The following is a 24,700-nucleotide window of genomic DNA, read 5'->3' on the forward strand; positions in this document are numbered from 1 at the left end:
AAAGTGCCATAGTTTTGAAGTAGAAATAAAAACCGCCGGGGATGCCAGCGGGAAAAATTGTACCAAAAAGCCATAACTTGGGGAAGTCAAAGGCTGAAACAAAGATACAAATTTCCCAAAGGTGTCCATAAAAGGCGGTAAAGTTTAACACTTAAATTTTACGCAATGGACAATCCATTCACAGAACTATCTTCTAAGATAGATGCACTTCAGAGCAAACTGGATTTGCTGCTTCAGGCTAAAGATCAGCAGCCGGACCAATTACTGACGAAAAAAGAATATCTGCAAAAGCGGCAGATCAGCCACACCACACTATGGCGGGAGGAAAAACGCGGCTTGGTGGTTCCGGTTCAGGTGGGCGGTAAAAGGTATTATAAATTCCCAAATTAAGCCGCCATGAGAAATAAAAAAGCCCCACACGCAGAGCATGAGGAGCCAAAGTTGGTTAAGGTTCAGAGCAAAGATACTAATTTTCTTCAAGATTTACGACAATCTATAAAAGATACGGCCAACGGCACAGAGAACGCTCCACCGCTACACATTTTTCCGGCAGAGGTGCAGCAGATTATCCAGGAGAAACACAAACAAAGCTTACCAATAGATTTTCTTTTTTCGTCTGTTTTGGCGGCAGTATCCGGCGCGATCGGTAACGCCCTGAAGGTAGAACTTATTCCTGGCAGGCCTACCAACGCCGCCCTATGGCTGGCAGTAGTGGCCGACAGTGGCGACGGCAAAACGGAAGGTATGGAAACCTTCTTAAAGCCGCTTATAAAACTTGAAGCTGAAGCGCACCGCGCCTACAAAGAGCAACAGGCGGCGTATGATGCCGCAGTAAGCGAAAACAATGCCCTACCGTACAGCGAAAGGGAAAAGATAGACCAGCAGCCACCGGAACGCAAAAGGCGCGTAATTCAGGAATTTACTGCCGAAGCGTATGCCAACATAATGAGCCGAAATAAAAACGGCGTTATCGCCTTCGTTGATGAAATAAAGGGATTTGTAGCGGGGCAAGGACAGTACAAAGGCGGCAAAGGTAACGACCGGCAGTTCTATCTTCAGGTATGGAATGGCAGCGCAGCCATGATCGACCGCGTAACCCACAGTATTTTTATTGAAAATGCTTTTTTGTCGATGCTGGGCGGGATCCAAAAAGAGGAAGCCCGGGAGGTATTCGGCAATATGATTACAGACGGATTTGCGCCGCGTTTCCTTTACGTGCTGGCCGACAAAGTACCGCCCGGACGGTGGAGCCTGGAGCCGGTAGATAACAGCATGATGCAGCGGTGGGATACCATTATCCGGCATATTAATTCCCTGGAAAATACACACGTAGAGAATAACCTTATCACATTTGAGAGAGAAGCGGCGGAGGTCATGGTCAGTTGGCGGAATAACCAGGAGCGGTCTAACAATTACACTACGCGCCTATTTGATGCGAAATTGCAAATTTACGCCATACGGTTCGCGCTCATTCTGCACACCTTACGGAGAGCCACAGAAGGCACGTTTTACCATGCTGATAAGATTGATAAGCAGACGGCAGAGGACGCGCTGGCATTGGCCGCCTACTTCAGAAAAAATGCCCTGAAATTCATTCAGCGGCTTAATCTGGATGATCCATTGGAAGGGCTGGAAGGCGTAAAATTAGACCTATACAGCCGCCTGCCTGAAGAATTTACCACCGCAGAGGGCGCGGCAATCAGCAAAGAAAACAATTTGCTCCAGCATACGGCGTTTAGTACCTTTCTGAAAAATAAAAGACTTTTTGCCAAAGTCAGCAAAGGTGTTTATCGTAAAATACTGAGCGATGACGAAGACGAATAATTTCCGTTATACGCTGGATAAGTCGCCAAAGAAATACCCATGCCCCCAATGTGGAAAGAAAACCTTTGTCCTGTACCGGGATCAGGGCGGAACGCTGCAAAGTGGAGAGTATGGCAGATGCGACCGCGCAGACAATTGTGGCTACCTACGTTACCCGGAGAGCGAATACACGCCAACAGCGTACACACCACCGCCACCACCTAAACCACAGGTCTATTTTCCTGCTGAAGTATTTCACCGCACACTAAAGGATAATAACCCACTGAAGGCTATTTTAACGGCATTAGGCGCACCGGCGGAGCAATTGGATAAGGTGCTAAAGATATACAGGATCGGAGCGGTTAAAGATGCAGTTTGCCTTCCGTTTATTGACAGATTTGACAGAGTGCATTCCGTGCAGGTGAAGACATTTAACAGTGAATGTAAGACCACACACACAACCTGGCTGCATTCTATAATATACCAGGATCGTAAAGCCAAAAACAAAACAGTACCCCAATGGCTTGCAGATTATTATCAGAATGAAATTAAGACCCGCTGTTTTTTCGGTGAACACCTTTTGGAGGAACACCCGGACAAACAGATCATAATTGCGGAAAGTCCGAAAAACGCCATTTTGGGCGCGGTATTTATGCCGGAATACCTCTGGCTGGCTTCAGGATCATTAAGCACGTTAAACGTACGCAAACTGCAAAATCTGAAAGGGCGGGAAATATTACTACTGCCTGATACTTCAGTAAATAATGTAGCGTTTGACACCTGGGATTATGTACGCCAGCAGGCAGCAGACAAAGGGCTTCAAATTAAGATGCTGGACTTTTTGGAATGTACGGCCACAGAAGAACAAAAGGCAGCCGGTTACGATGTAGCAGATTTTATTCTGGAGCAATTGCAGCAGCCGGAATCTTGTGCCCGGGCACAAGAAGCCACACCTCCGCAATCTTTACTCCGGAGTAAAGATCACCAGCACACCCGGGAGCAGCGTATTTCAGTCGGAATGCAGTTTCCGGTACAGGAAGTCGCAGAGATGATTTATCCGGCATTTACGGAAGGCAGAGCCACCGGCAAACAGTTACGGCAATCCCTTGAAGCTGGCGGCCTTATCGGCGATGATGTGCCGGATCTGATGGATGTAATGGTCTTGCAAGGGATTATCACCGCAACGGAATATCCGTACTATATTTTTCACGCTCCACAGAATTAAGGCGCGTACCCTCGCCCTCCAGGTGAACAGAATTAATTTTATCAAAACTTTATTTTTTACAACGTGATAAGTAGTGAAACTCGCTGTAAATTAACACTTAACAACGACAGATTATGAAATTAGATGAATATTTTAGCCTGGAAGCTACGGAGCAGCAATGGGTATTGAGATACGAAAAAAAATACCTGAATGAGAAAACCGGAAAGGAAAGCACCAGCCGCAACGAATGGTATTTCAACACATTATCGCACGCCCTAAACTCATACGCGGACAAAAAAGCGAAAGCAGCCGGCACAGTAAGTGAAGCAGTGGCGATCCTTCAGGAAACTTTGGAGAATATTAAAAATCAATTAAAAAAAATGTAAAAATGGAAAAAGTAACGATTAACGGAAAAGAGTATTTTGAAGTTCAAGGCTTGAAGAAATACAACCTCAACGGCAAAGAATTTTATTCTACCGGAAATATTGAGGAAGCTGTGAAACAGCAGATCGAAAAAGAAATGCGGGATTTCCTGTATCCGGACGAACCGAAGAAGAAACCGGAAACCAAAGAGCAATTAAGTGTAGGCGTTCGACAGTACATTGAAGAAAAATTGCGTGGAGGCGGATTAGGAGGAAAAACAATTTAACCAATAAAACTGTAAGATCATGGCTGATAACAACGGAGGAGATATAAGATATAAAATCGGCATTGATAAAAGCGAGTTGGAATCAGCGCTTCGTGACGGCGAGGGGAAATTACGCGGGTTTTCGGAGGTAGTTTCACGACAAGCCGGCAGTGTTGACAATTTAATGGATGTGACTAAAGAAAATTTAGTTATTCAAAAGCAAGTCATCAAAGACCTTGAAAGCGAGTATAAGCAATTGCAAAAGCAGCTGGATAAGGTAGCACCTGGAAACGCTAAAGCAGCGATGATGCAGGAAGCGGCAAAAATCAAAACGGAGATTGAAGGTGAAAAAAACGCGCTTGCAGAACTTGAGGTGTATGTGAAATCCAGCAGCGCCGCGCACGACACGCTTCGCACGAAACTCCTCGCTGTACGCAACGAAATGGCACAATTAGTCGCTAACGGTCAGAAAAATAGCGCACAGTACAATGAATTGGCCACGAAAGCAGCCGAATACCAAAGAGCAATAAACGCGGTCAATGCTGACATGAAATCCATAAACCGGAGTGGTGGGTTAGACGTGTTGGTTGGCGGTCTTCGCGCAGCTACGGGGGCAGCATCTACGTTTATGGGGGTAATAACCTTGCTTTCCGACAAAAACGAGAACCTTACTAAAATCATGACAAACTTACAGGGAGTCATGGCGGCGGCAATTGGAGTGGAGCAGTTACATAATTCGGTAAACAAAGAGGGCGCATTAATCCAAGGTATTCAGGCGCTGCAAGCTAAAGCTAAGGCTAAAGCTGACGCGCTGGCGGCAGCAAGCACCGGAAAGGCGACAATCGCGCAAAGAGCATTTAACGCGGTCGCAAAAGCCAATCCGTATGTGTTACTGGCCGCCGCAATTATTTCGGTCGTGGGTGCTATTGCGCTGATGACTAAAAAGTCACAGCAAGCAGCGGAAGATATGAAGGCAATGAATAAGCAAGTCGCTGATTCTGTAGCTGAACCGATGATTCAATATAAGATGCTGCAAGCGCAATGGAACGCGCTCGGTAGTGATCTGAAAGCCAAGGAAAAGTTTATTAAAGACAATAAAGACGAATTTAATAAGCTGGGTGTTGAGGTTAATAATGTAAATGATGCCGAAAACGTATTACGAGATAAGACAGCAGCCTTTGAAAAGTCTATGATGGCGCGAGCGAAAGCCGCCGCCGCCATGCAAATTGCATCTGAAAAGTATAAGGAATATTTAGAGAACTTTGACGAACACCAACAGCGCGAGCAGAAATACGCAAATGATGGGTTATTTGGAAAAATAAACAAATCCGTAAATGAATTTGGTGCGAATATTTTAGGCATTGGCCCAAAATCCACCGCTCAGATGAATGCCATGAAAAACGGCTATGAGAGCATGGTTAAAGTTGCAGTAAAAGCGACGCAAGAAGCAGATGAAGCGTTCGCTAAAGCAGGGTTTAGAGCGCCCGGCACCACAAAAAAGGAAAAGGAGAAAAAAGGACCGAAACCCAAAAAGGCCGACGAGTTTTTACCACCCGGATCTGTTGCCGAAATTCAAAAACGCTTATCGGAAATCGACAAGGCACTTTCAAAGGCTACCGGTGCGGAACAAATTGCAGCCTTAAAGACCAAACGACTGGCAGCTGTCAAGGAATTAGCCGCCGCCGAAGCAAAAATCCGCATCGACTCACTGAAAGAAGCCTTTGACCGTGAGCAATCTTTGTGGGCTGATTATTACGCGGCAGTAGAAAGTTTGGGCAAAGATAAAGCAGACGAGATTTATAAGGGATTGCTTCCGGACGGATCAATGTTCGATAATTTGCAGAAAACAATAGCTGAATTGTCAGGCAAAGACAGTTTGACAGATGAAGAACGCACTTTACTGGGTGTGGCAATTAAGCAGTCAGACGAACTATTGGGTAAAGAATCTGCACTCAGTCAATTTACCAAGAAAATTGCCGCCCTTAAAAAACCGGAGGAATTGGAAGCAGAGCGAGGCAATCTTTCCGGAGACGACAAAAGCAACGGTTATGCTGCGGCAATTGCAGAACGTGAGCGCGAAATATTGGAGCAGCGTAAACAGGATTATCAGGCATTTGTAAAAGAAGCGGAAAGCCTGGAACAACAACAAACAGCCATTGCGGAAAAATACGCCTTATTGAGGGCCCAGATTGAAGCTGATGCAAGTACAACAGCAGAAGAAAAAGCGAGGTTATCAGCAGAAGCGATGCGCAGGCAAGCCGAAGAAAACTCCAAGCTAATGATGGAAGCCTTCAAGGGTTCGGCTGATTGGTCAATGGCATTCGGTGATATGGAATATATTTCTCAGGCTGCCTTAAAGCGAATTGAAGCAAGTTTATTGGAGTTTAAGCGGACCATGGGCGAAACATTGGAGCCTACCGAAATGCGCGAACTGGAACAAGCTATCAACAGAGTGCAGGATGCGCAACTAAGAAATCCTTTCAAAGATGTGATCAGTTCATATCACGACCTCAAAGATGCTGTAAATGCGGTTCGTATAGCTACGGAAGAATATAACGCCACATTAGATGCCAACGGCAACGCTACTGACAAAACAGCGGCAGCAGCCAAACGATTGAGTGAGGCCGAAATGGAGGCAGCCGCAAAAAAGAAAAAACTCACTGACAACCTCAATAAGTCAAAAGAGATTTTCAACGCTGTAGGCGAGGGCGTGATGACTATTGGCGAAATGTTCGGCGGTTTTGATGATGCGGCAAATGATGCGATTGAAAGCATTATGGAAGTCGGAAATGCAGCACTTGACTTGGGAACCTCAATCGCAAAAGGCGACATTGCCGGAATGATTAAAGCAGGCGTTCAGCTGATTGGATCACTCTGGAAAGCCATAAACGGCGATAAGAAAAAAGAGCGCAATGTTAAAAGAGAATTGCAACAATTAGCGCAACTTACAGCCGCCTATGACAGATTATCACACGCCGCAAATAAGGCGCTGGGAGATAAAAGGTATAGCGGCCAGACTGATATGATTAAGAACCTGCAACAGCAGAAAGTAGCACTGCAAAACGCCATCAATGCGGAAGGCAGCAAGAAGAAAGCAGATCAGGGTAAAATTGACGAGTGGACGCGACAGCTTCAGGGTATCGATCAGGAAATCGAAAATATAAAAGACAATATTGCAGAAACTATTTTGCAAACCACCGCTAAGGATGCAGCCAGAGAGTTAGGTGATGCGCTTGTGGAAGCCTTCGCTCGTGGAGAAGATGCAGCCAGTGCGCTGGAAGACTTTACCAATAATCTATTTAAGAGAATTGTCAAACAGGCGGTTGCTATGAAGTTACAGCCACTCATTGATAAATTCCTTAACGAATTGATGGCTGATATCGGATTTAATGAAAACGGTTCTGGTGCGTTCACGCCTTTAACTCCTGAGCAAATGGAGTTTTATAAAAATTGGCTAAAGAGCATCGGGCAGGCCGGACAAGATCTTATAACGATGTTAGAGCCTATGCTTGGGGGCGACCAAGCAGGGCCGATAAACAAAGGAATGGAAGGCGCGGTTAAAAGTATCACCAGCCAGGAAGCCGGGGAATTGGTAGCGCAGTTTAATGCTATGCGAATTATACAGGGTAAGATGTTTGAGATTGCGATGTCAAATGACAATACACTCAGAGAAAGCCTGATGATGCTCGCTAAAATCGAATATAACACCAGTAAGTTGCACGGAATAGCACTAGATATTTCCAGCATCAACAGTAAAATGTCAGACGACGGTGGTAGACGCGCCGGAGGTCTTTAAAAATTATCAAAACTTTATTTTTTGCAACGAAAAAAACGCGGAATAACGGTGTATTTTAGCAATTAACAACGAAAAAAAAAGTAAAAATGAAACTTTATTTAGAGGAGCAGTTCCCAACCTACACAGAGGATCTGCAAGCGGAACTGAAAAAAGTGGCGCAGATCGTAGGTAAGTGGACCCAAGAGGAAAGAGATAATTTCCCGCCGCTGGCATCACTGTTTATTTATTGCGTGGTATTCGGGTTAAACTATCCCACTTTTCTTTTGCTGCTCATGAAAAACGGCTTGATTGACGACGAACTTGCGCCAACTGAAAAAGGCTTGCAGAGTGGTCTTGTGTTTACCCAAGAGATACTGCCGACCGAACAGGAAATGAAGATTGTCCGCAACACCCTGAAAACATACATGAACCCAAGCGTAAACTAATATCATGGCAAACGAACACAATTTAATCGGTAAGGGCTTCGATGCCAAGCCGGAGAATATCAACCGGAAAGGACGGCCAAGAAAAACCTTCAGCAAAGTAAATGCACAGCTCGCAGAGAACGGATTTGATAACCTTGACCGCGCCGAGTACACGGAATTGCTGACCCGGATCATGAACGCAACAGAGAGCGAGATTAAAGCACTCGCAAAGAGCCCTTCCACGCCGTACGTTCTACGGATTATACTCACAGAATTAAGCGATCCGAAACGCCGCCACCATGTAATTACAGATATGAGAGATTTTGTATTTGGTAAGCCGGAGCAGCGTATCACCCACCGGCCAGCAGCACCAGTCGCCAGGCACTTAAATTTGGAAGAATTGCAGGCGTTTTTTGATAAAAGCAGCGACCCAGATTACAACGAGGTTACAACGAGAAAAACACACTAAGTCATGGCATTAAAAGTAACATATCCTGACTTCAAAAAGAACCATGAAAATATCGTGAGAAACGCAATCACCAGCATACAGGAAGCGATAGAACAGTCGCTTATGGAAGTGGTTATTCTCGCGAAAAAGACCAATACATATAAAGATCAAACCAATAACCTGCGGTCTTCAATAGGCTACGTGCTGTATTACAATGGTGAAATAGTTGGTAGTCATTTTTCACAGGATGGTCAAGGCACGAAAGGTGATGGCGCGAAAGGAAAGCAGGATGGTTTGGAGATAGCGAGACAAGCCGCTCAGGACGCGGGAAACAATGGTTTCATAGGCGTGTTGGTCGCTGGAATGAGTTACGCGCGATTTGTCGAAGATAATGGCAAAGACGTCATCACCGGCAGTTGGCTGCAAATCGGAGATATTCTCGACAGAAAGTTCGCAGATATCAGAAAAGAAAACGGATTAATTAAAAAACAGTAAAAACATGGAAAGAATAATTTTAAAATTTAACGAAGCCGGCTACATGGATGCGGTACAGGAACTGCAAGAAAAAGCCGATAATCTGAACAATGCCCTCCAGGACTTCCAGCAGGAATACGAACTGAAGCTGACAGATAAACAGATCCATGCACATTTTATTGACAGCGAGCCGGTGGCGCAGCTGGCTGCAACTTTCTATCCTGAAACCAAGTCGCCCACGATCAGGGCAATAGCGCAGGAAGCAGCAGCAGCCGAATTGCGGCACATTCAGGAACTGCACGGCATTACCTATCAGCGGGAAAAATTCAGCGTAAAAAAAGGAGCGGTAGCGGTATTGCCGGAAACGCTGGAAGCACTGAGAAGTAAGTTTGAGGAAAGCCTGGATACCCCAAGAGCAAAGCAATTGTATGATCTGCACCAAGAAGCCTTTGAGAAAGTCAGCGAAATTATGGCGATGATTAAGGGAACGGCCCCACGCGCTACGTTTGTGAGCCTTTTTCAGTACGATAAGGATTTTATATTGAAGAAGCAAGAGGTAAATTATAATGCTTTATAGCAAAGTAGAGAATCTTCTAGGAACCTAGAAGATTTAAAATGGATGTAAATTATAATGCATTATAGCAAAGTGGCCCTGAACCACTTCCAAGAGTAGTGCTACTACAGCACTTCCAGCCTTCCATACGGAGGGCTTTTTTGTGAACGTTCAACATGAAGTTGAGGGTGTGGAAAGTTAGGTATAACGAAACGTTAGGGCTTTTTTTGTGCACGTTCGACATTAAGTCGAAAACCTGAAAGGTTAGTTTTAATCACCTTTGGGAATGTGAACGAGGCCGTAAAAAACTTTACACCCTGTATTACTTCCGCTTTCATGAATTTGTTGAAAACCTGCTCCACAGAATTATGGAACACCTTTACCACGCTTGGCTTTTATAATGCCGTTTTTGGCGGTATTTAATCCATTGCTAATCAGCGAGGTCGGAATTCCGGCGGTCGGTTCTAAAAGTGCCGTGCCAGCACTTTTAAAATATTCCTCATAGCCAATTTTGGTGTATAAAAAACCCGATCCAAAAAAGACCGGGCCAATGAGTAGAATGGTTTAGCATATAGCCACAGATCAAAGATACAGATTTTCGGGAAAGGTGACGCAGGTGACGAAAGCGACCCTAAAACAAAACCTTTTATTTTGACTTCAGAAGTAGAGATTTAGCCGTAAAATGCTGCAAATACGCCCTAAATACGCGCCAGTACGCCTATTATACGCCTAAATTTTGAAGCGCAAAGTATTGATTATTAATAGGTTAAATATCATTATACGCATTATACGCGTTATACGCCTACTATGAGTTTATATTTATAGAATTTCAGAAATAAAATGTTCCCTATAAGAGTCTATAAAATTTAAACAAGTGTTTAATTTTAGGGAGATTTATACTAAGAGTGTATTTAGCGTACTACGCCTTATACGTATAGTCCTAATATATGCTTTTTGAATAAATAATACATTTATAATACAAATAGACACCTACAAAAATATGTAAGTGCCTATGAGTAAAGTATTTGGTACTTTTATTGGTAGCCCGTAGGGGAATCGAACCCCTCTTACCAGAATGAAAATCTGAGGTCCTAACCGATAGACGAACGGGCCATTCCTTTTATAATTACGCTAACTTGTTAACGTGCTTAGTCAGTTTGCTCTTCAGGTTAGCAGCTTTGTTTTTGTGAATAATGTTTTTCTTCACAAGCTTATCTAACAGAGAGATTACTTTTGGCAACTGCTCAGTAGCTACAGCTTTATCCTCTTCATTGCGCAATACCTTCAGAGCTGTTCTCGCAGTCTTGTGGTAGTATCTGTTGCGTAATCTTTTCTTTTCGTTTTGTCTGATTCTCTTCAGAGCTGATTTATGATTTGCCATTTCCTTTTCTAAAACTTGAGTGCAAAGATATAAAACCTTTTTTAATTACAAAATCTTTTTTCAAAAACTTTTTTTTAAAACTTTCAATCCTTTGGTAGCCTATAGGGGAATCGAACCCCTGTTGCAAGAATGAAAATCTTGAGTCCTAACCACTAGACGAATAGGCCTTTGTTTTAAGGACTGCAAAAATAGAAAATGTTTTCTATTCCCACAAGCGTTTTTCGCTTAGCGCGTCACTTTTTGTATCACCGTATGCAGAATCCCCTTGGCTTCCAGCTCTTTCTGAGTTTTAACCGCTTCTTCCAGGCTGGCAAATTTTCCGTACGTGTAATAGAAACGGCCGCGCTCTTTAACCCGGTTTACGTTGCCGAGCGTTTTCAAGATGGGTGAATTGGAACTCAGCTTCTGATCCGTGGCAGCAACTTCGAGTGTATAATACCCTACTCCCAGCCGCTGATTCGGCATAAAGGAAACCGCTGCTGCATTCCGGAAGCCTGCATCTCTGGCCGTACGTAGGTTTTGATCCCGAATGGAAGCGAAATTCGTTACACTATAATAATACTTATATAATCCGTTCTCTTTAATCGTCAGGATGTAGTTCAGTCCTTTCAGTGCCGGATCACCTGCCACATATTTGCTCGGTGCTGACATCAGCAGGATACGGAAATCATTTTTCAGCGGATTTTCTGCCGGCTTCTCAGGCTCGCGTGCAGCCACCGGAGCGTTGCCGTTTCTTTCCAGTGCTTTTTTATACCGTATCACCGCATCATAAATACTCTCAGCAATTTCAGCCTGGCCGCGGTCCGAGGAAAGATAGCTGGCTTCTTCATAATTGTTCACAAAGCCGGTTTCTATTAAGATGGATGGCATGGCGTTCATACGCAGTACGTGCAAATCCGCCTGCTTGATGCCCCGTGAATTTCTTTTATTTTTAACCGAGAAGTTCTCCTCGACGAAACTACCGATGAGCAGGCTGCTCTCCTGATATTTTGCCTGCTGCATTTTCAGTGCTATTAATGACTCCGGTGATTTCGGATCATAAGAAGCGAACATTTCCCGGTCTTTTTCATCCAGGTAAATCACATCATTTTCCGCTTTGGCCACCTCCAGGTTAGCTCTGTTTTGCGCCGGTCCCTGAACAAAAGTTTCGGTTCCCTGGGTGGAAGTGCTGTTGGCCGGCGAGGCATTCACGTGCACCGACAGGAATAAATCCGCTTTACTGCGGTTCGCCAGCGTAGTCCGCTGGGTAAGCGATGGAAACTCATCAATCTTTCGGGTATAGATCACCTTAAAGTCTTTATTCTTTTCCAGCATGCGTCCTAATTTAAGAACAATCGCCAATGTAATATCTTTTTCCCTTACATGTCCTAAGTCGCTGTACTTTCGGTTTGTACCATGGTCACTGCCGCCGTGGCCGGCATCCAGAACGATGGTGAATTTTTTTTGAGCAAAAGGAAGGAAGAAGAATAAAGAGAAAAAAAGTAGGAAATATTTTTTAAGGTAAAAACTGTCCGCTGTCATCTTCTGATTTTAAAAATTATGCTAATTTTGAGCCCCATATATACAGAGCACTTTGGTCAAAATTGGCTTCAAAAATATACCACTCATTTTAATTATCCTAATTTTTAACAATTTTTTAGCACACGCTGAGGCTCAAAATTTGTCTGAAAATAAGGCAGTTAAAGATACGGTTATCCGCCCGGATACGCTGCGCACACCTGAGCAGCTGCAAGCCGTTGTGTACAGCAAGGCTGACCGTATCCGCAACGATATTCCCAAAAAAATGACGTACCTGAACACCAATGCACAGGTGAAGTATCAGGACATGCAGATTGATGCAGATTACATTTCGATTGACTGGAATAAATCGTTGGTTTTTGCACGTGGCGAACTGGATTCGCTGGGGCGCATCAGCAAACCGGCCGTTGCCCTGCAAGGCGGAAAGACTTATGAATACGACGAGTTCACTTATAATATAAAGACCCGCCAGGCGATTGCCTTCAATGCCAGAACGGAAGAAAGCGAAGGAGTCATCGTAGCGGAGAAAACCAAGAAATACAACGACTCGGTCTTTTTTATGCGCCGTGGGAAGTACACGACTGATGAATATTTCATTCAAAAGAAAGACACCATCGCTGATTACTATCTGCTGGCACCCAATATTAAACTGGTTAAAGGAAAGAATAAATCCCAGGTCATTACCGGCCCGATTCAGATGTATATTGAGCAGGTCCCGACTCCACTGATTATGCCGTTTGCCATTCTGCCATTTTCGGATAAGCGAAGTGCCGGAATTTTGATTCCCAGTTTCGGCGAACGCGAAGATGTGGGCTTTTTCCTGAACTCGCTGGGGTATTATCAGCCGATCGGCGAACACTTTGACCTGAAAGTGCTGGCTGATATTTACACCAAAGGCAGCTGGAACCTGCGGCCGGAAATGAACTACCGCAAGAACTACCGCTATACCGGAAACTTCTCCGCCGATATCGGAACAACGGTGCGGGGCATCAAAGGGCTGGATGATTATTCCAAGACGGGCACCTATCGCATCGCGTGGCGCCACCAGCAGGATCCGAAAGCCAATCCGTTCCTGACTTTTTCTGCCTCAGTGGACGTGGTGAGCAACCGGTTCTATAATAACACAGTTAATAACAACTACGCCTTCAATCAGAATAACCTGAATGCGCAGCAGAATTCTACCATCAGTGTAGTCAAGCGTTTCCTGACCTTGCCGGTAACCATCACCGGGACTTCATCTTACTCACAGAACTTTTCCACCGGTCTGGCAGATTTAAAACTGCCGGTACTGAATGTGGCGATCAATCAGTTTTATTTATTTAAACCTAAAAACGGCATCCGCGAAGGGTTGCTGGAAAATATAACCGTAAATACCGGACTGAATTTAAATAACTATGTGCAGACCAATGAAGGCGAACTGTTCACCAGCGCCATGTGGGATAAAATGCAGACCGGCCTGAAAAATAATATTGCCCTCGGGACCAATACAACCATTGCGCGATATTTCACGTTTTCGCTCTCAGCAAATATTGATAATGCCTTAACGACCAAAACACTTACGCGGACCTACAACCCGGTGACCAACACGACCGAAGATATTTTAAATAAAAAAATAGCCGGCTACTCTTCTTTTTCAACCAGCACGAGCTTGCAGACGGTTTTATACGGGCAGATGAATTTTAAACGTGGTTCCTCCGTACAGGCCATTCGCCACATGATGACGCCTCAGGTAGGCTTTAGCTACTCGCCGGATTTTTCTGCGCCGTCGTTTGGCTATTACCGCAACTATTATAATGAGCGCGGAGAGATGACGATGTATTCCATTTTCGATCGCGGCATTATCGGCACACCGAATTCGGGACTGGTGCAGGCGCTGACATTCAGTGTGAACAATAACCTAGAAATGAAAGTGCGCAGCAAAAAAGATTCTACCGGTATTAAGAAAATTAAAATATTTGAAAGCCTGAATTTCAACACCAGCTATAACTTCGCAGCACCGAAATACAAATGGTCGATTTTCAGTTTCAACGGGCAAACCACTTTATTTGACAAGCTGAACCTGAACACCAGCCTGACACTGGAACCATACAAGATTTTATTTGCGCCCGGCGAAGAGCGCGGCATCCGGACAGATCGGTTTGGCTATTTTAGCATCCAAGGCTTTAATGCGCAACTCTCTTATCCTTTGAGTGAAGCTATTTTTGGCGAGCGCGAAGACCCTTCGAAAAAATATTCCAAAAAAGGAGAAATCCGGAATGAAAATTATTATTTTGATGATGATGATTATGCACACTTCCAGCAGCCGTGGACACTGAATATTAATGCTCAATATGGCTACACCCGGAACCTGACACGCTTCGGAAATCAGGTGGCCTCGCTCGGTTTGGACGGGACCTTGAAACTCACGCCCTACTGGAGCCTCACCGGCAATCTGTATTATGATATTATCACCAAGGAAATTGCCAATACACAACTCGGTTTTTCCCGGGACCAGCGGAGCTTTACTATTAATTTCAACTGGATCCCGTTTGGCCAGTATAAAGTCTATGACTTCTTTATCGGTATTAAAGCCAATATCCTGCGGGATGCCCTGAAATACCGCGACCGCAGTTTTACACAGCCGAATGCACCGTTTTAAATTTTAAGGTGTACCACAGAAGTTTTATCTTTGCCCAAATTCCTGTTATGAAAAAAATCATCTCTACTCAGAATGCACCTGCCGCTATTGGTCCCTATGCTCAGGGAAATATGATTAACGGCGTACTGTATATCTCCGGCCAGGTTCCGTTTAACTCCGAAACCGGAAAAGTAGTGGAAGGCATCGAGAAAGCCACGCATCAGGTAATGAAAAACCTGCAGGCTATTCTGGAAGCCGCCGGCCTGACTTTCAGCAATGTGGTGAAAGCTACCATCTTCCTGAAAAATATGGATGATTTTGCAGCCATGAATGAAATCTATGCCTCTTACCTGGATCCGGAACAATTTCCGGCGCGCGAAACGGTGCAGGTTTCCTGCCTGCCACGCAATGTAGATATCGAGATTTCGATGATTGCACATCAGTTCTAAATGAATTTTCTGCGAAATACTTTTGCGGTCCTCACCGGGCTGGCTGTTGCAGGCCTGCTGATTTCGCTGGGGATCCGGCTCAATTCATCATGGATTACCTATGATGAGTTTGCGCCTTTCCAGCGGTGGGAGTCACTGCTAAAATCAATGGAACACAAACCCTATTTTTTTGTGGCGCTTCTGATTTCCTCCGGAATTGCAGCCACGGTTGGCGGGGTGGTTACAGCGATTATTGTGAAATATGCGAAGGTAGCGTACGCAATTCTGATTGGATTTATCCTCTTGTTTATGGCGATGCTGGATATCATCATTTTCCCGTATCATCCTACTTTTTATAAAATCCTGATTTTCCTCACTTTCTTTCCCTTTGCCTGGATCGGCGGAAAGATTACCGAGGTTATTTACCTCCGAAAGAAAAGACGGGAGAAGAAATTATTGCAAAAGAAAAACGCAGCATCTTAAAATAGTGCTGCGTTTTTTTGTTAGTTAAATCAGTTATAGCATATTAAACGGTTTAAAGATTTTTACTGCTGAAAATCTCTAGCAGTTTGGGATTATTATTTAAATAGTGTCGATCACTTTATTTTCGCGTCTGTAAAGAATATAGGAATAGACCGCAGGGACAACAGCAATAATTACAGTGATTGATATAAAAGCTATGCTGATCATCTGTTCATTTAATACTAATGTCAATATAATTACCACCAATCCACCCGCGAACCACCACTTTCCGGCGAGCACATGGGTTTTCTTCCAAACATTTTCGTTTTCCAATGTCCACGGCGTACGAATCCCGATGAAATAGTTGGGTTTAATCGTCTTAAAATAATTTCCCAGTACTGTATAAAACACGCCAAGCAGCAGGAATATCAGGCTTTGCTCCCCCGTATTTTTGTTGCCTGACATATAAATAATGAGAATAGCCAATGCTGACATTAACAAGGTAACTATAAATTTCAGAGCGTAATATTTTGATCCTATACTGTTTATCTGCTTTTTTGGATCAATGACCGGCAAAATGGAAAAGATGACATAGGTGAAAACCGGTAACAAACCAGACAAAACCAGCAGAGTCATTTTGCTTCCGTATCCATCGGGAGCACCATGTATATTCCAGTGAATGGGTACGCTTTCCGGTAGCGTGTGCCAGATCAGGCTAATATAAATGAAGGGCAGCAGAACAACGGCGAGTAACGAAATTTCTTTTTTTGTTTTCATACTTTTAATTTTTAAGATTTAAAATCCAGGCAAGGATATCTTCCAGGATACTGGTGTTAAGTGAATATTGTACGAATTGTCCTTTTTTCTCGCTGGTGATCAGTCCTGCTTGTTTCAGCAAATCCAGATGATGTGAAATACTGGGTTTGGAAATCTGAAAGTGATCCGCAATCTGGCCTGCCGTCATATCATTTTCTTTCAGTAACTCGACAATCTTCCTGCGTGTTTCATCATTTAAGGCTTTAAAAAGCGCATTCATCTACTTAGTTATTTAGACAAATATCTAAATACTATTTGAATAAAACAATACTCGGTTAAACTTTAACAAAAGAAAAACGCAGCATCTTAAAAAAGTGCTGCGTTTTTTATTATCAATTATATCGCTTAAGGCATTTTAAATCCCCGGGTGTTAATCCGGCCATAGGCATCCACATATTTAATCTGGACATTTCCTGTATGTGACTTCAGGAGTTTTTCAATATCCTTCTGGGAATTCACCGGTTTTCCGTTTACTTCAATAATAATATATCCGTCCACTACACCGATCTCCGCCATCAGGCTGCCGCCCACCACATTTCTGGCAATTACGCCGGAATCCAGTCCATAGTCGGTTTTATACCGCTCACTCAGTGGCTCGAATTCCGAACCGATTTTTTCCGTTACGGTCAGGTCTGCTTTACTTCTCAGGGAAGTTCCCCCTTTTTCATCTTTCAGTGTTACGTTGGTTGTATATGTTTTACCATTTCGGTTATAGGTTACCGCTACTCTGTCGCCCGGACGCTTGCTGCCAACCACGAAGGAAAGATCATAATAACTGCCAATCTCCACGTTATCCACTTTGGTAATAATATCACCTGTGCGAAGGCCTGCATCCTCTGCGCCTCCTTTTTCGCTCACCTGCAACAGCAGTACACCGTTTCCGCCTTTTATCTTGGCATTTCTTTCACGGTTATAAGCCGCCACGGCACGCTGATCAGATAAATCCAACGGAACCACGCCCAGGAAGCCGCGCTGTACCAAACCGAATTTCTTCAGGTCCTCCACCACTTTTCTCGCCAGGTTGGATGGTACGGCAAAACCATAGCCTTCGTAATATCCTGTTTTGGAAGAAATCGCGGAGTTAATGCCAATCAGTTCACCCTGCGGATTTACCAGAGCACCACCCGAGTTCCCGGGATTAATCGCCGCATCTGTCTGAATAAAGCTTTCAATCGGCGTACGCGACTGCTGGCTCAGCAAATCAATGGAACGTCCTTTTGCAGAAACAATTCCCGCGGTCACGGTGGAGTTCAGTCCCATCGGGTTACCGACAGCCAAAACCCACTGTCCTACTTCCACATTATCAGAGTTGGCAAAGTTCAGGAAAGGCAATCCTTTATCTTCAATCTTCAGCAGCGCAATATCAGTTGTCGGGTCGGTTCCCACCAAATTGGCAACGTAGGTTTTCTTATTGGAAAGCACTACTTCCAGCTTACTGGCGTTGGCCACCACGTGGTTATTGGAAATAATATAGCCGTCCGGAGAAATAATCACACCGGAACCCATCCCGCTCGGCATGGCAGGTGCGTCCTGTGGCGTCTGTTGTCTTTGCGGCATACCGCCACGGGGACCAAAGAATAAATCAAACCAATCGCTTTCGCTGCGTCCGCGCTGCGTTCTGTTGGAGAAGTTGGTAATACTCACCACGGCAGGAACTGTCAGTTTGGCAGCCTGCACGAAATCATCACCCACTCCTGTCATATTAAAGGAAGCATATTTCGCGTCCGTATTCTTCGGTGCGAAATACGAAAATTCTGAATCCTGCGCTTTTTCGCCATAGTAATGAATAGCGCCAAAGGTGGTGGCACCCGACATTACGCCCACTACTGCGTACGGAACCAGCTTCTTAAAAGTATTTTTCATCGTCATTAAATAATTTAAAACATTAGTTGGATACTCTCTGTATCACAAATTTAATGCTAAATAAGTATAAGGATAAAACAGGTTGTTTCAAGTTTAACTATTAATTAACAGCAGCCTGCCGTTTTTTAATTTATTTTTAAGAAGATCAACTGTAATAAAGAAAACCGACTCATTAAATTCTCAAATTTTAACAGCGCTGCGCGATTTTGTATCTTTGCAAAAGCTGCCAAAAAGGTCATTTTTGCTGGCAGTGACTAAAACGTTTTTATGAAATTAAATATAAAAAATGAAACCGGCCGCCTGCGCTCCGTCGTACTGGGACAGCCGGGTTCGCTGGGTGGCGTACCCGCACTGGAAGACAGTTACGATGCAAAATCCTACCATACCTTACTGCAGGGAAATTACCCGACAGAAGAACAGGTGGTCCGCGAAATGGATATCTTCGAGCAGGTTCTGGTAAAACACGGTGTGGAAGTATTCCGGCCGGAAATTATTTTAAATTATAACCAGGTTTTCGCGCGTGATGTAGCGTTTGTGATTGAAGATAAAATGATTATCTCCAATGTTATTGCTGACCGCGCTGACGAGCAGGATGCCTACAAGTCGATTTTTGAACAGGTGAAATGGCGCGACATTATCAACCTGCCGGATACTGCACATATCGAGGGCGGTGATGTGATTGTGTGGAATGATTTCCTTTTTATCGGCACTTGCTTTTCTGAAGATTACCGAAACTTTAAAACCGCGCGTACCAACGAATACGCCATCGAAATTCTGAAAGAATATTTTCCGAAAAAGCGTATCCTGGATTTTGAATTAAATAAAAACGACCGCGATCCGTTCGAAGGAATTTTGCATCTGGATTGCACGTTCAACCCGGTCGGAACAGATAAGTGTATTATTTACGAAGACGGTTTCGTGGATGAAAGTGATTACCATTTAATCCTGGATATCTTCGGTGAGGAAAACTGCTTCCATGCTACCAGACAGGAAATGTTTGAGATGGTGCCGAATATCTTTTCCATTGCGCCGGATATCGTTGTATCCGACAGCGCCTTCACGAGACTGAATCAGCACTTACGTGAAAACTGGGGAATCCTGGTTGAAGAAATTCCGTACCGTGAAATTTCTAAAATGGGCGGTTTGCTTCGTTGCTCTACCATGCCGCTGGTTCGCGATTAATAGTTCACACTGCTGTACTGCTTCAGTCTTTTGATTTCATCGGCTGTGGCATACGAGTCATATTTACTGATGCCTGTTGCCTGAAAGCAGCGGGCATCTGCATTTTCAGCCAGGTAGGAAATTTCTTCCGCGCTGTCAATGCCACCGATAATGATCTGAATTCTGTGCTGATATTTATTAATAATCTCCTTTAATTCTTCGGTTCTGCAATGCCGCGCCGGCAAAACGACCGACCGAAAACCCAGCCGGATTAACTCATACACTTCGGCCTCTAAAGAATCGCAGCGGTGCGCGGCAAGATAAAAACTGCACGGCAGCTCACCCGCAAGTTCCAGCATCTCACGACAACGGCTAACTTCGATTTTGCCCTGTGCAGTCAGCAGGCCAAAAACAAAACCATCTGCCGCTGCCTGGCCAAAGGTGATGACTTCATTTTTCATTCTTTTAAACTCTTCATCGGAATAATAAAAAGAACGGCCGCGCGGATGGATGAAAATATGGATGGGCTTACGGTAATTTCTTTTCAGGTACTGAAACTCGTAGAAATCCGGCACCAGAGCTTCTGTGCCGGTCTGGGGTGCAAAGACAATGCGGTCTGCCACGGATTGTAAAGCAATTTCAGCAGAGGTAATTTCAGCACACAAGATCTCGAGCATAACAGGTTTTTATTATGCTTAAATTTAAGTAATTTTGTGTACATATAAAACCAACTTTATTTAATCCTTTAACCATGCAAACAGCTGATACCGTGCTGATGATCGAACCGGTTGCGTTCGGGTACAATGCACAAACGGCAGAAAATAATTATTTCCAGGTAGAACAGAAAGAAGAAAACATTCAGGAGCGCGCCCTGCAAGAGTTCAATAATTTCGTGGCGAAACTTCGCAGCAAGGGAATTCAGGTAATCACCGTGAAAGATACAGTGGAACCGCATACGCCCGACAGTATTTTTCCAAATAACTGGGTGAGTTTTGACCCGAACGGTACGGCAGTCACCTATCCGATGTTTGCCCCGAACCGCCGGGTAGAAAGACGTGATGATATTCTGGAAGCAGTGCGCCAGGCTGGTTTTACCCTATCTAAAATTGATGACCGTTCCGGGAGTGAAGCGGAAGAAAAATTTCTGGAAGGAACCGGCAGTATGATCTTTGACCACGCGAATAAAATCGCCTACGGCTCGGTTTCTCTTCGTTTAGATGAGGAACTGTTTCGCAAATTCTGTGCAGATTACGGATATCAGGCTGTTGTTTTTCACTCCTATCAGCATGTGGGAGACCAGCGCCTGCCGATTTATCATACCAATGTAATGATGTGCATTGCCGACAAATTCGCCGTGATTTGCCTGGATTGTATTGATGATGAACTGGAACGCCAAAAAGTGCAGGAAATGATTAAATCTTCCGGCAAAGAAGTGATCGAAATTTCCGAAGCGCAAATGCAACAGTTCGCTGGGAACATGCTCCAGGTACAGAATACGGAAGGAGAAAAATTCCTGGTGATGAGTGAAACGGCGTATAAGTCTTTAACACAGGACCAAATCAGCCGTATTGAAAAGTACTGCGAAATCCTGCATGCAGATTTGCATACGATTGAAACCAACGGCGGCGGCAGCGCGCGCTGTATGCTGGCGGAAGTCTTCCTGCCCAAAGCAGAATCAGCGGAAAAAGAAAAAGTTCAACAAGAAGTTGCTGCACAATAAATTTTCAACTTCCAAATAAAACTGCCCGCGCCAAATGGTGCGGGCAGTTCTGTTGAATGAAAAAAATTAATTAGTACGTGATTTTATATCATCCGCAGCGCTGTCGATTTTGCGGATTCTTTTTACTTTCTGGTTGCCGAAATTGTACACTACCGTGAACTGCAGACCGCGGCGATACTGGTTTTGGCGGATAATATTGTAGTTGCCATTATCTTGTACATCATAAATGTTGGTCTTGAATGTGTTTAAAACATCCGTGGCTTCCAGCGAGAAAGTCCAGTTTTCCCATATTTTCTTGATATTCAGATCCAGTTGCATCAGGCTTTCCAGCTGACCCAGATCGATTTGCTGCTTGTCCACATAGAAGTAGTTGGCACCCAGATACCAGGTTTTCTTTTTATCAAGCTGAATGTTGTGGTTAGTTTGCAGGACAAAAGAGGTAGACTCGCGGTAGTTTTCATACATCGGGAAAATATCGCCGGTCAGTGGATCGCGGTTCAGACTGCCTTTGTTAATATTGTGCTGCACACCTGCATTCAACCCTAAAGTCCAGATACCTTTAAAGAAACTTTTCTTGGTGCCCAGCATGGCAGACATTTCCTGCGTATCACCAAAATTGGTCCGGATATAACGCAGTTGGTTTTTCCCGTTGATCACACCCTGAAGCGGCACTTGTGTAATCTTATCTTTTACCAGGCTGTGCTGCAGAATCAGGAAGTATGCGTTTCGGTACATATACGTAAACTCATGGGAATAGATGGAGGAAGCCTTCACAAAAGGATCATTCTGAATGTAGTTATTCTCCGTGAGAATATGCCGTACCGGATTCAGTTCCCAGAAACGCGGCCGCCGCATTCTGCTGGAAAAAGCATAAGACACATTATTTTGATCGTTGATGGCATAATTGAAACTCACGTACGGAAGCACTTTATAATATTCCTGTGTGATTTTTCTTAAACTTTCATCCTGCGCATTGTCGGACGTGCCGACACTTTGCGTGTACTCCAGTCTGGAACCGAGCTTTCCTGAAAACTTAGGTGAAAAGACTTTTTCCAGCGTCAGGTACGCACCGGCAATATTTTCATCGTATACGAAATGGTTTGGATTATCCTGCTCGGTACCCAACATATAGTTGTATGCCAGGTATTTTGTGTCGTTGTCCGTTTTTGTCTTATTATAATTTAAGCCAACTGAAGCGGTAAAATCTTTTTTAAACTTTTTAATATAATCTGCCGTGGCCGAAAAGTTATCAATATACTGAGGCTGGTCCTGCTCGATAAGGCGGAGTCTCCCGAACCTGTTCCCGGTGGCATCTGCAGCAGTTGTAATATTGTCAGAAACCTGGAAGCGGCGGTATAGCAGCCCGGCCACATTTAAATTTAATTTACTGCCCAGGGAGTCAATCTTCAGTTCATAATTCAGGTTCAGTGAATTATTATAGCTTCTTGCATCTTCATTATTGTCAGTCCAGGTATAACGCGTGGTATTGTCCACCAGGTTTTTGTCCGTGTTAAATAAACTGCTGGTTGCTCCGTAGCTGCGGTTTGCCCAGGAGTTGTAGGAAAGCGCCAGGTAACTGCGGTCATTAAGCTCATAATCTATGTTAAGGTATCCGCCCAGGTTTTTATTAGGGTCCGTGATGAAACCCTGGGTGCGGGTAGCCGCCTGGGCATTTCCATTTTCAAGTTCATAAAACTGCTGCTCGATATTCTCGCTGGTATTGATGCTGCCGTTGATGCCCAGTTTCCCTTTGCGGTAATTCAAGCTGGTGCTGGCACCGGTACTGTTGTAGTAGTTCTGCTTGTTGAACATCCGGAAGTTTCCGTTGAGCCCGTCAGAAGATTTCTTTTTCAGCACGATATTGATGATACCGTCGGATGACTCAAGCCTGTATTCGCTGCCGGGCGTGGTAATGACTTCAATTTTCTGAATATTTTCGCCGGGTGTATTCTTCAGGAACTGTTCCAGCGCATCCGCATCCATCTGTGTCGGCCGGCCATTCAGGTAGATGATGGCATTGCCTTTTCCGGCAATCTGCAGTGTCTTATCATCGGTGGACGAAACAAGCGGCGTTTCTTTTAGAAGACCAAAGGCGGTATTCCCTTTTGCTACGGGTGTGGAAGCAACATCATACACGAAACGGTCACTTTTACGCTGAAGGACTTTTTTCGTCATTTTGACTTGCTGAATCGTCTGCGTTTTGGTCGTATCGGTTTTGGTTTGTGCGACCGAGTGCGCCGAGGTAAGGGCAATCAGAGAAACAATTATTTTTTTCATGGCAACAGTGGTTTAAGTTTTATTAATTTTAATTTAATGTTATAACACAGTAGTATGTTAAACAAAGTACATATGTACAACAGCTAGCATTTCTGCTCTTACTTAATAAGACAATTAAAAATCCGGAATGTTACATCCGGATCAAAAGTTTTTCTGAAATTTAAAATTTATTCTCTGTCGAAGCGTGCAAGCTTCTTATCAATCCAGATGGTGGCAAAGGGGAAAAATGCAGCCAGCAACGCGAAAACGGTATCCTCATCATCCCATTCAAAAATTTTGCGCGCAGGAATTAAAAGCAGCAAATACAGTGTAAAGAACAAACCATGAATATTGCCGATAACAATAATGAAGATGGTGGAAGCTAATCCATCCGGGTCATAACGCTTCCAAACCATGGCCACACAGTAGAGCAGAAAACAGGAGACCGCCTCGGCAAGACAGATCTGCTTAAACCATTTTATGATTTTTTCCGTGGAATACTTTGCGAAAAACGCTTCGATAAACTTCATAATATCCGATGATTAAGACCCTGCAAAAGTACGGAAATTAAAACTCGTTTCAGCGGTAAAAGCTGCTGCCGTCCAGGTATTCAAAAACTTCCGGAGGCAACATGGGCCGCACATTCTTACCTTCCTTTATCATATTGCGGATTTCCGTGGCAGAAAGTTCAATTACCGGCGCACTGATCACCGAAATATTGGCATGCTTACTCAAAGGATGGTCTTCTTTTGCTTCACTAAACAGCCGCGGATACACAATGATCTGGTGGTTGCTGACGAGCTGCTCACTGTTCTTCCATTTGTGCAGGCTGTTGAGATTATCTTCACCCATGATGAGAGCGAAGGAATGATCAGGGTGTTTTTCTTTCAGGTAGGTCAGCGTATCAATCGTATAGCTCGGCACCGGCAACGAAAATTCAATATTGGAGGCGCGCATATTCGGATAGTTGCGCACCGCGAGCTGTACCATATCCAGCCGGTTATGGTCATTAAGCAGCGATTTTTTATTTTTAAAAGGATTTTGCGGGCTTACCACAAACCACAGTTCTTCCATATCTGTATTTTCTAAAATATAGTTGGCAAGAATGAGGTGACCGATATGAATAGGATTGAAACTGCCGAAAAATAAACCGGTTTTTTTCATAGAA

The 24,700-nt window shown here is 44.2% G+C and carries 24 protein-coding genes and 2 tRNA genes; 15 read left to right on the forward strand and 11 right to left on the reverse strand.

Features of this window, described 5'->3' with window-relative positions:
• Positions 1-165: 165 nt before the first annotated feature.
• The 10 genes from MVI27_RS09805 (at position 166) to MVI27_RS09850 (ending at position 9,334) form a co-directional block, all read left to right on the forward strand.
• Complete coding sequence (locus tag MVI27_RS09805) at positions 166-390, forward strand: hypothetical protein (RefSeq protein ID WP_246961363.1); 225 nt, start codon at positions 166-168, stop codon at positions 388-390.
• Between the two features lie 6 nt (positions 391-396).
• Complete coding sequence (locus tag MVI27_RS09810) at positions 397-1,824, forward strand: DUF3987 domain-containing protein (RefSeq protein ID WP_246961364.1); 1,428 nt, start codon at positions 397-399, stop codon at positions 1,822-1,824.
• Positions 1,808-3,028 (forward strand): DUF6371 domain-containing protein, encoded by a 1,221-nt coding sequence (locus tag MVI27_RS09815; RefSeq protein WP_246961365.1) that lies wholly within the window; start codon positions 1,808-1,810, stop codon positions 3,026-3,028. Before MVI27_RS09810 ends, MVI27_RS09815 begins: the two co-directional genes overlap by 17 nt.
• 113 nt (positions 3,029-3,141) lie before the next feature.
• Positions 3,142-3,393, forward strand: coding sequence for a hypothetical protein (locus MVI27_RS09820; protein WP_246961367.1), 252 nt, complete (start codon positions 3,142-3,144; stop codon positions 3,391-3,393).
• Positions 3,394-3,395: 2 nt separating this feature from the next.
• A complete protein-coding gene (locus MVI27_RS09825) occupies positions 3,396-3,656 on the forward strand; it encodes a hypothetical protein (protein WP_246961369.1) in 261 nt (86 codons plus the stop codon).
• A gap of 19 nt (positions 3,657-3,675) precedes the next feature.
• Positions 3,676-7,431, forward strand: a complete 3,756-nt coding sequence (locus MVI27_RS09830; RefSeq protein WP_246961371.1) for a hypothetical protein — start codon at positions 3,676-3,678, stop codon at positions 7,429-7,431.
• An 86-nt stretch (positions 7,432-7,517) separates the two neighbouring features.
• The gene (locus tag MVI27_RS09835; protein ID WP_246961372.1) at positions 7,518-7,856 is read left to right on the forward strand and encodes a hypothetical protein; all 339 of its coding nucleotides are present in this window, start codon (positions 7,518-7,520) and stop codon (positions 7,854-7,856) included.
• Positions 7,857-7,860: 4 nt separating this feature from the next.
• A complete protein-coding gene (locus tag MVI27_RS09840) occupies positions 7,861-8,304 on the forward strand; it encodes a hypothetical protein (RefSeq protein ID WP_246961374.1) in 444 nt (147 codons plus the stop codon).
• 3 nt (positions 8,305-8,307) lie between these two features.
• The gene (locus MVI27_RS09845) at positions 8,308-8,778 is read left to right on the forward strand and encodes a hypothetical protein (protein WP_246961376.1); all 471 of its coding nucleotides are present in this window, start codon (positions 8,308-8,310) and stop codon (positions 8,776-8,778) included.
• Positions 8,779-8,782: 4 nt separating this feature from the next.
• Positions 8,783-9,334, forward strand: a complete 552-nt coding sequence (locus tag MVI27_RS09850) for a hypothetical protein (protein ID WP_246961378.1) — start codon at positions 8,783-8,785, stop codon at positions 9,332-9,334.
• A 1,014-nt stretch (positions 9,335-10,348) separates the two neighbouring features.
• Here the strand turns inward: MVI27_RS09850 and MVI27_RS09855 are convergent.
• The 4 genes from MVI27_RS09855 to MVI27_RS09870 form a co-directional block, all read right to left on the reverse strand.
• A tRNA-Glu gene (locus tag MVI27_RS09855) sits at positions 10,349-10,423 on the reverse strand.
• Positions 10,424-10,436: 13 nt separating this feature from the next.
• On the reverse strand, positions 10,437-10,691 hold the full coding sequence (rpsT, locus tag MVI27_RS09860) for a 30S ribosomal protein S20 (RefSeq protein ID WP_246961380.1): 255 nt from the start codon (positions 10,689-10,691) through the stop codon (positions 10,437-10,439).
• Between the two features lie 92 nt (positions 10,692-10,783).
• A tRNA-Glu gene (locus MVI27_RS09865) sits at positions 10,784-10,858 on the reverse strand.
• Positions 10,859-10,916: 58 nt separating this feature from the next.
• Complete coding sequence (locus tag MVI27_RS09870; RefSeq protein WP_246961382.1) at positions 10,917-12,212, reverse strand: N-acetylmuramoyl-L-alanine amidase family protein; 1,296 nt, start codon at positions 12,210-12,212, stop codon at positions 10,917-10,919.
• A 52-nt stretch (positions 12,213-12,264) separates the two neighbouring features.
• Here MVI27_RS09870 and MVI27_RS09875 point away from each other — a divergent pair, with 52 nt between their 5' ends.
• Genes MVI27_RS09875 through MVI27_RS09885 form a run of 3 tightly spaced genes read left to right on the forward strand, consistent with a single transcriptional unit; the run spans position 12,265 to position 15,737 of the window.
• Positions 12,265-14,847 (forward strand): putative LPS assembly protein LptD, encoded by a 2,583-nt coding sequence (locus MVI27_RS09875; protein WP_246961384.1) that lies wholly within the window; start codon positions 12,265-12,267, stop codon positions 14,845-14,847.
• Positions 14,848-14,894: 47 nt separating this feature from the next.
• On the forward strand, positions 14,895-15,275 hold the full coding sequence (locus tag MVI27_RS09880) for a RidA family protein (RefSeq protein ID WP_246961386.1): 381 nt from the start codon (positions 14,895-14,897) through the stop codon (positions 15,273-15,275).
• Positions 15,276-15,737: a hypothetical protein gene (locus MVI27_RS09885; protein ID WP_246961388.1), complete on the forward strand. Its 462-nt coding sequence runs from the start codon at positions 15,276-15,278 to the stop codon at positions 15,735-15,737.
• Positions 15,738-15,836: 99 nt separating this feature from the next.
• Here the strand turns inward: MVI27_RS09885 and MVI27_RS09890 are convergent, their stop codons facing one another.
• The 3 genes from MVI27_RS09890 to MVI27_RS09900 all read right to left on the reverse strand — a co-directional run bounded on the left by MVI27_RS09890 (position 15,837) and on the right by MVI27_RS09900 (position 18,395).
• Positions 15,837-16,493: an SdpI family protein gene (locus tag MVI27_RS09890; protein ID WP_246961390.1), complete on the reverse strand. Its 657-nt coding sequence runs from the start codon at positions 16,491-16,493 to the stop codon at positions 15,837-15,839.
• A 4-nt stretch (positions 16,494-16,497) separates the two neighbouring features.
• Positions 16,498-16,752: an autorepressor SdpR family transcription factor gene (locus MVI27_RS09895; protein ID WP_246961392.1), complete on the reverse strand. Its 255-nt coding sequence runs from the start codon at positions 16,750-16,752 to the stop codon at positions 16,498-16,500.
• A 125-nt stretch (positions 16,753-16,877) separates the two neighbouring features.
• Positions 16,878-18,395, reverse strand: coding sequence for a trypsin-like peptidase domain-containing protein (locus MVI27_RS09900; RefSeq protein WP_246961394.1), 1,518 nt, complete (start codon positions 18,393-18,395; stop codon positions 16,878-16,880).
• A gap of 267 nt (positions 18,396-18,662) precedes the next feature.
• On the opposite strand from MVI27_RS09900, the gene MVI27_RS09905 reads away from it, so the two are divergent.
• A complete protein-coding gene (locus tag MVI27_RS09905) occupies positions 18,663-19,577 on the forward strand; it encodes a dimethylarginine dimethylaminohydrolase family protein (RefSeq protein ID WP_246961396.1) in 915 nt (304 codons plus the stop codon).
• On the opposite strand, the gene MVI27_RS09910 is transcribed toward MVI27_RS09905, so the two are convergent.
• Positions 19,574-20,233, reverse strand: a complete 660-nt coding sequence (locus MVI27_RS09910; RefSeq protein ID WP_246961398.1) for a copper homeostasis protein CutC — start codon at positions 20,231-20,233, stop codon at positions 19,574-19,576. The two genes, MVI27_RS09905 and MVI27_RS09910, sit on opposite strands and share 4 nt — an antisense overlap.
• Before the next feature lie 74 nt (positions 20,234-20,307).
• On the opposite strand from MVI27_RS09910, the gene ctlX reads away from it, so the two are divergent.
• The gene (gene ctlX / locus MVI27_RS09915) at positions 20,308-21,276 is read left to right on the forward strand and encodes a citrulline utilization hydrolase CtlX (protein WP_246961400.1); all 969 of its coding nucleotides are present in this window, start codon (positions 20,308-20,310) and stop codon (positions 21,274-21,276) included.
• Positions 21,277-21,342: 66 nt separating this feature from the next.
• Here the strand turns inward: ctlX and MVI27_RS09920 are convergent, their stop codons facing one another.
• From MVI27_RS09920 to nadD, 3 genes are all read right to left on the reverse strand, one after another.
• Positions 21,343-23,553, reverse strand: a complete 2,211-nt coding sequence (locus MVI27_RS09920; protein ID WP_246961401.1) for an outer membrane beta-barrel family protein — start codon at positions 23,551-23,553, stop codon at positions 21,343-21,345.
• 167 nt (positions 23,554-23,720) lie between these two features.
• Positions 23,721-24,062, reverse strand: a complete 342-nt coding sequence (locus MVI27_RS09925; protein WP_246961403.1) for a DUF3817 domain-containing protein — start codon at positions 24,060-24,062, stop codon at positions 23,721-23,723.
• A 49-nt stretch (positions 24,063-24,111) separates the two neighbouring features.
• Positions 24,112-24,696, reverse strand: a complete 585-nt coding sequence (gene nadD / locus MVI27_RS09930; RefSeq protein WP_246961406.1) for a nicotinate (nicotinamide) nucleotide adenylyltransferase — start codon at positions 24,694-24,696, stop codon at positions 24,112-24,114.
• Between the last annotated feature and the right edge of the window lie 4 nt (positions 24,697-24,700).

The organism is Chryseobacterium salipaludis, from assembly GCF_022968825.1.
Classification (GTDB): domain Bacteria; phylum Bacteroidota; class Bacteroidia; order Flavobacteriales; family Weeksellaceae; genus Kaistella; species Kaistella salipaludis.